At 65.1% G+C, this 6,772-nt stretch carries 5 protein-coding genes; 1 reads left to right on the top strand and 4 read right to left on the bottom strand.

Features of this window, described 5'->3' with window-relative positions; genetic code table 11:
* Positions 1–405 precede the first annotated feature (405 nt).
* Complete coding sequence (rpoD, locus tag QM685_RS36585) at positions 406–2,406, top strand: RNA polymerase sigma factor RpoD (protein ID WP_415124381.1); 2,001 nt, start codon at positions 406–408, stop codon at positions 2,404–2,406.
* Positions 2,407–2,687: 281 nt separating this feature from the next.
* On the opposite strand, the gene QM685_RS36580 is transcribed toward rpoD, so the two are convergent.
* From QM685_RS36580 to QM685_RS36565, 4 genes are all read right to left on the bottom strand, one after another.
* Positions 2,688–3,758 (bottom strand): M48 family metallopeptidase, encoded by a 1,071-nt coding sequence (locus QM685_RS36580; RefSeq protein WP_415124379.1) that lies wholly within the window; start codon positions 3,756–3,758, stop codon positions 2,688–2,690.
* A complete protein-coding gene (locus QM685_RS36575) occupies positions 3,742–4,845 on the bottom strand; it encodes a YjgN family protein (RefSeq protein WP_415124377.1) in 1,104 nt (367 codons plus the stop codon). The genes QM685_RS36580 and QM685_RS36575 overlap by 17 nt, the downstream gene beginning before the upstream one ends.
* Before the next feature lie 71 nt (positions 4,846–4,916).
* The gene (locus QM685_RS36570; protein WP_415124375.1) at positions 4,917–5,708 is read right to left on the bottom strand and encodes a YfaP family protein; all 792 of its coding nucleotides are present in this window, start codon (positions 5,706–5,708) and stop codon (positions 4,917–4,919) included.
* A 55-nt stretch (positions 5,709–5,763) separates the two neighbouring features.
* A partial coding sequence (locus tag QM685_RS36565; RefSeq protein WP_415124373.1) for a DUF2300 domain-containing protein occupies positions 5,764–6,772 on the bottom strand: 1,009 nt, incomplete at its 5' end.

The raw sequence follows: 6,772 nt of genomic DNA, 5'->3' as shown, positions 1-6,772 counted from the left end.
GCGAGATTATGGAGAGCGGCCGACAGCGCGTCAACCCCTTGCCGCGAATTTTCTTCGGAGACAGCGCGCAAAGATGCGCGCCCATTTATATGGAACTCAAACGAGGGCACCTTCATCTTCATGAGAACGTCGGCGTGCCTCGAAAACCAACAGACACGTAAGCGATACCAACAAGCATGACGAATTGATGCGCACCCGTGAGCGCGAACACGCAAGCTCGTATATAATGCGAGCCGCGCAAAATTTCTCATATCCATCGGCCCGCTTCAAGCGGGCTCATCTTTTTTGCTCTCCAGAGCACAGCCCAACAACCGCGTTGAGTCACATCAGGTGATGCTGAGCCATGCTCGAAACGCCTGACGGTAGCGTCTTGCGTCTCATAGCGAAGCCTCTAGAGGAAATTACGTGAACCCTTTCGATCGCGAAGATTCGCAACACGAAACCGCCGCCTTCACCGCCAAAGTTCCCTCCGGCCGCTCGGCCAAAGGCAAGGGCGCCAACAAAGCGATCCCCACGGCAACCGAACTGCCGCCGCAGCAAGCCGAAGAACGCCAGCGCCTGATGCGCGCGCTGATCCAGTTGGGTAAGGAGCAAGGCTACCTGACCCACGCGCAGATCAACGACCACTTGCCCGACAACTTCACGCAAACGGCGGCGATCGACAGCATCGTCAGCGCGTTCAGCGACATGGGCGTGCAGGTCTACGAGCAGGCCCCGGACTCGGAAACCCTGCTGCTCAACTCCAACACCCCCAGCGTGGTCTCGGACGACCAGGCGGACGAAGAGACCGAAGTCGCGCTGTCGACCGTCGACTCCGAATTCGGCCGCACCACCGACCCCGTGCGCATGTACATGCGCGAAATGGGCGCGACCGAGCTGCTGACGCGCGCGGGCGAAATTGCGATCGCGAAACGCATCGAAGACGGCCTGCACGAAATGGTGCAGGCGATCGCCGCATGCCCGCTCGCGATCTCCGCGATTCTCGCGAGCGCGCAGCAGGTCGCCGACGGCGAGCTGCGCATCGACGAACTGGTCGACGGCCTGAATGAAGAAGAGACGGTCGCCGCGGAAGACGAAGCAGGCGCCGATGCGGACAGCGACGAAGACACCAGCGCCGAGGACAGCGACGAAGAAGAGGAAGACGACGACGTTGGCCAGACCGATTCGGCGGCGGCGGACGAAGCGCGTCTGAGGCAGCTCACGAGCGACTGCCTCGAAATCTTCGCCCAGGTCGGCATTCTGTATGACAAGATGAACGCCGCGCATACGCGCGGAGACGTCAGTTCGAAAGGCTATCTGCGCGCACGCGAGGAAATCCAGCAGCACCTCGCGAAAATCCGCTTCACCGCGCGCACGATCGACCGCCTGTGCGGCGACGTGCAGCAGCAGGTCGCGCAGGTGCGCGCGATCGAGCGCAACATCCTGCAGATCGCCGTTTCGAAGGCCGGCATGCCGCGTGAAAAGTTCATCGAGACGTTCGCCGGCACCGAAACCGACCTCGGCTGGACCGCGCGCGCCGCCCGCACCGGTGCGTCGACCTACGGCGCGGCGCTCGAGCGTCACCTGCCGGCGATCCAGTCCGAACAGCAGAAGCTGATCGACATCGAAGCGACCGTTTCGCTGCCGCTCAAGCATCTGAAAGAGATCAACCGCCAGATGGTCGCGGCCGAATCGAAGATGCGCAAGGCCAAAAGCGAGATGATCGAGGCAAACCTGCGTCTCGTGATATCGATCGCAAAGAAATACGTGAACCGCGGCATGCTGTTCCTCGACCTGATCCAGGAAGGCAACATCGGTCTGATGAAGGCCGTGGACAAGTTCGAATACCGCCGCGGCTGGAAGTTTTCGACGTACGCGACGTGGTGGGTCCGTCAGGCCGTCACGCGTTCGCTCGCCGACCAGGCGCGCACGATTCGCGTGCCGGTGCACATGATCGAAACAATCAACAAGCTCAACCGCATTTCGCGCGAAATCCTGCAGCAGACCGGCCAGGAAGCGCATCCGGCAGTGCTCGCGGAGCGCATGGAACTGTCGGAAGAGAAGGTGCGCGGCATTCTGAAGATCGCCAAGCAGCCGGTGTCGCTGGAAACGCCGGTCGGCGACGACGGCGATGCGACGCTCGGCGACATGATCGAAGATGCCGGCGTATCGTCGCCGGCCGATGCCGCGATGCAGGCCGACCTGCGCGCCGCGATCGACGATGCGCTCGACTCGCTGTCGCCGCGCGAAGCGAAGGTGCTGCGCATGCGCTACGGCATCAACACGAAGTCGGATCACACGCTCGAGGAAGTCGGCAAGCAGTTCGACGTCACGCGTGAGCGGATCCGTCAGATCGAAAGCAAGGCGATGCGCAAGCTGATGCATCCGAGCCGCGCGGACCGTCTAAAGTCGTTCCTCGACCGTTAAGTTCTTCCCCTTGCGCTTGCCGTGTGCGTCGCACGGCAAGCCGCAAAGCGTCTCTCCTCAGACGTTGGCAGCGGAATGAGAATGTGCGCCGTCCACAATCACTGCGCCAATCCAATGCCCGATGCCGCCGTGTGTGCTTTAGGCACGTCGCTTTACGCGTAATGCACTTCGGATGTTGTCCACAGAAACTGGGAACAAGCTTGTGGACAACCTGCGCATGACTGCGCTAACTCATTGAGCGTATTGAACTTCATGCCCGCGCACGCAATGAGTCGCAGGCGTCACGGCTTGTCGCACATCGCGCGAATCGCCGCCCATTGCCGCGCCGTCAACGCACTTTCGCCCAGTGGCGAGCCCCGGCTGCGTTTCTCGCGATCGTCCGTGCGTGGATGGTCGGAAAAAAACCCGAGCAGGCCGCTCGTATTGCCGCTGCTCCTGTCCGCCTGCTTCTCCATCGACGCGAAGAACGCGGCAAGCCCGTCGCTGCGCAGGCCGCTCGCCTGCAGGTAGGCAACGCCGTTCGCATCGGCCGCGCGCTCCATCTCGCGGCTATACGACAGGCCCACGAGCCGCCCGGCCAGCGAGGACGCGTCCGCGAAGCCGACATTGAAGCCGAGCAGCGCGCCGACCGCATGAATGCCGGCGCTACGGAACAGCGTTACCAGCGGATCGCGCCGCGCGATATGCCCGGTCTCGTGCGCCATCACGCCGGCGAGTTGATCCGCGTTGTCGACGTGATCGAGCAGCCCTCGCATGATGACCACGCGCGCGCCCGGCAACGTCACCGCATTGATCCTTCCACTATCGATGACTACCAACCGCACCGGCCCGGTGATCTTCGCCGCATGCGCGAGCCGCGTCTCGAGTTGCTCGAGCGCGCGTTGTCCGTCTGCGCCGCCGCACACGCGATACTTGCCGACGACGAGCGTCTCCACCCTATCGCCAAGCCGGGCTTCCGCGCTGCGCGGCACGAGCGCCGCGCCCACCGGCGGCAGGCCAACGACAAGCGCCACCCCTGTCACCATTGCCGCCACGCCAACCATCGTCCAGCCGAGATAATGGCGCCAGCGCGTGCGGCGCGCCGCCATTCGCGCTGGCACCGCGCGGGCGTCGGTCATCACGCGCCCCGGCTCGCCCTTGCAGGACACGACGACCCGGCCATCGGGGTCTGGGTCACTGACCGCCAGCCGCTCACGCGGCCAGACCGCCAGTTCGCCCGCCTCGCCGCCTATCGCCAGAATCGCCAGGAACGCGTCGCTCCAGCGCAGCGTCGCCGCATGAGCGACAGCGTTGCAGCCATCGTAGTAGCGCGTACCGGCCGGCGCCGCGCCGGCCTCAGAATGCGCCACCATGATCGAGCAGGTTCAGCATGCCCTCGCCGGTCAGCGGCGGCGCCTGATCGCTTTGGCCCAGCGTTTGCGGATCGAGATGGCCGGCCACCTGCAGCGTGTCCGCGGCAAACCGCATCAGGCGATGCCGCACGATCGGCGCGCCGAAACCCAGTGTGAACACGATGATCGCGAGATTGCCGAACTGCAAACCGAGCAGACGCCCCGCGGTCACGCTGCTGCCGAACCGCAATTGCGAGCCGAGCGTGGTATTGCCCATGATGTGGCGAGCCAGCGCCGCCGCATAGAAGCAACGGATCAGCGTCACGCCGATGAAAAACAGCAGGTAGAACAGGAGCAGCGAACCGAGCGTGGCCAGCGACTCGCCGGTGCCCGGCCTCGGCACATGGCCGACATGCATCGCCGCGAGCGCGCCCTTCAGGAACGCCATGAACAGCACGACGAGCAGCACGGCCACGCCGATGAACGTCGCGAGGAACAGGCCATACACGGCCCTTGCGCGGCCTTCGAAATGAAACGGCAGGCTGCCGAAGCTGCTGGCATTGAGGCGGCGCTCCGTGAGACGCATCGACGTCCACGGTGTCATCTGCCCAAGCGTGACGATGCACAACAGCCCGTACAGCAACACGCGCACGCCGTAGCCGAGCGCCGAACCGGTCATGCCGCCGCGAATCCCGCACCACTGCGTGCGGCTCAGGCGGTAGCGCTGCGCGCTGAAAATCGCGCCCCCGGCAAGCACGGCGACCAGCAGATAAAGTGCGATGACCGGCAAAGCGCCGAGCGCCGCGCTTTTCGTCGCCGCGCGCACGACCGCGCTCAGCACCCCAGCGGCGAAAGCCGCGCCGAAGATGACTCCGATCGCGAGCAGAAAACCCTTGAACAACTCGCCGCCCGTGCCCGTATATTCGAAACGCTCGTCCTGAAACCGCATATGCGACCAGATATAGCGGCGATTATTCGTGGTCGCCCAGAAACGGTAAATGCCGATCGTCAGGATTTGCAGCAGCAGATTTTTAAAAAAGATCCCGTAGAGTTCTCCGAGTGTGCCGTCATAAATAAGCAGCGGCCGCTTCTGGTCGAGTTGATTCATTGTTTCGCCCCCTTCTTCGCATTTAAAGTTCTTGTGGTCCGCAAAAACGCGCGCATTATCCGCGCCTCGCGTCAAGGCATTACGAACGTCTTCACGAGCGTCAACTCGCCCGGCTTGCGCATCGGCACGCGGATCGTTTCGCTCTTTTCGTCGGGCGTGTTTTCGTTCGTGATGATCGTGACCTGCGCGACCGTCATGTCGCTGCCGCTGTTGCCGCTGCCGTAGTAGTTGACGAACACGAGATACGTGCCCTTGAGCGGCGCCGCCGACGAGTAGATCTCCGGCCCGTAGCCGGTCGTCACGTCGACATCGAGCGCGCCGCCGTTGGGCGTCACGCGATCGCCGTACCACGCATGCGCGCCGTCGGGCGAGACGACGTGAAGGTCGAGGTCGGTGCCGTCGGTGTCCCATGCGAGCAGCACGCGCAGCTTCGGCTGCGTCTTGCCGCTGTACGCGTCGTAGAACTGCACGCGCTTGCGGCTGCCGTCCGGCGTGCGCAATTCGACGCTGTTGCTGCCGGACGGAAACGCGTACGGCCGCGAGAACCGGCCGTCTTCCTCGACGCGCTGTGGCATCGGCGTGCCGTTCACGACCAGCGTGCCCACCGTCGTGCCCTTCTTCTTCGGCGTGTTGCGGATCTGCCCTTCGATCAGCGCGAACTTCGACTGCCCCTCGGGCGTCGACACCGCCACCGCCGGGTAGTGCACATCCTGCGTATAGCGCTCGCTATCGCCGCTCGTGTTGCGCCAGCCGTTGAGCGGCGCGGCGAAGTCGATATCGGCCGCCCAGGCCGCGGGCGCCGTCTGCATCAAGACGACCAGCCAGCCGGCCGCCTTCAGCCAACCTGTCGTGCTGCTTTTCATCGTTACCGCTCCTGTCCCACGGTCAACCCGGAAAAAATCTGCCCCATCGCATCGCTCATTGAACAGGATCCCCGGTACGGATCAGCGTGCGCGCGGTGCGCTCGACGAACGCTTCGTCAAGCCCGCGCGGATGATGCTGGAACGCGAGGTGAACATACTCGTGCGCGAGCGCGATGCGATCCTCCTCGGTCACCAGCCGGTACACGTACACACGATTACGCTGCGCGTCGGCATACGGCCGCCCTTCGCGCACCGCGCACACGGCCGGCAGATCGGGCGTCTCGTAGCCGGCCGCGCCTTCCATACGGCGCGCCCACAGCGGCGCGTTGCGTTGCAGCCAGGCCTCGGCGCCGGCCACCGCGATGCAGTCGCCGGCAAGCGGACTCTCGAACGACGTCAGCGTGGCCTGCGGCCACGTGCGCGCGAGAATCGCATCGAACGCGCGACCCTCCCGCGCCGACGCCTTCGCGGCCAGCCAGCTCATCTGCCCCGGCGCGGCCTTGTCGTGGTGATACTGGACCGGCACGCCGGTCAGCACCAGCGCGTCGGTCAGATCGGCTGCGCGGCGCGCGGCGGCATCCGGTGCGCGCGGCAGTACGCGCTGGGTGCTGCTGCTGTCGTCGATACGGAAGCAGCCGTGGTCGTGGCGGCCATGCTGCACGACATAGGTCCGCGCCGCGACCGCGAGCGCCTTCGCGGCTTCGGGCTCGCTCGTGTCGCCTTCGCGCTCGACCACCCGCGCGACGTAGTCGTTCATCCCGAAACGGCCGACCAGGTGCGGCGAGCCTCCCGCATTGCCCGCATTCCCGGCATCCCGCTCGAACAGCAGTTCGCCGCGGCTCGTCACGCGCGCCCAGTTGCCGTTGACGAAGCCGACCCGAAACTCGCCGCGCAGCGGATCGTCCGCGTCCGGCCCGCGCGTGCCGGGCGCGCCGCCGAGCACTTCGCGAATCGGATAGCGGCTGAAGAAGTCGACGAGCACGCACGCGCCGTCGTCGGGCACCGCGATCGACGTGAGCAGCGGCGCGATGCGCGGCGCCGCCGCGGCGAGCACGCGCGCGCTG

The sequence above is a fragment of the Paraburkholderia sp. genome (assembly GCF_047605525.1).
Taxonomy (GTDB): domain Bacteria; phylum Pseudomonadota; class Gammaproteobacteria; order Burkholderiales; family Burkholderiaceae; genus Paraburkholderia.
Note: the sequence above shows the minus strand (reverse complement) of the source record. Positions and strands in the feature narration are given on the sequence as shown.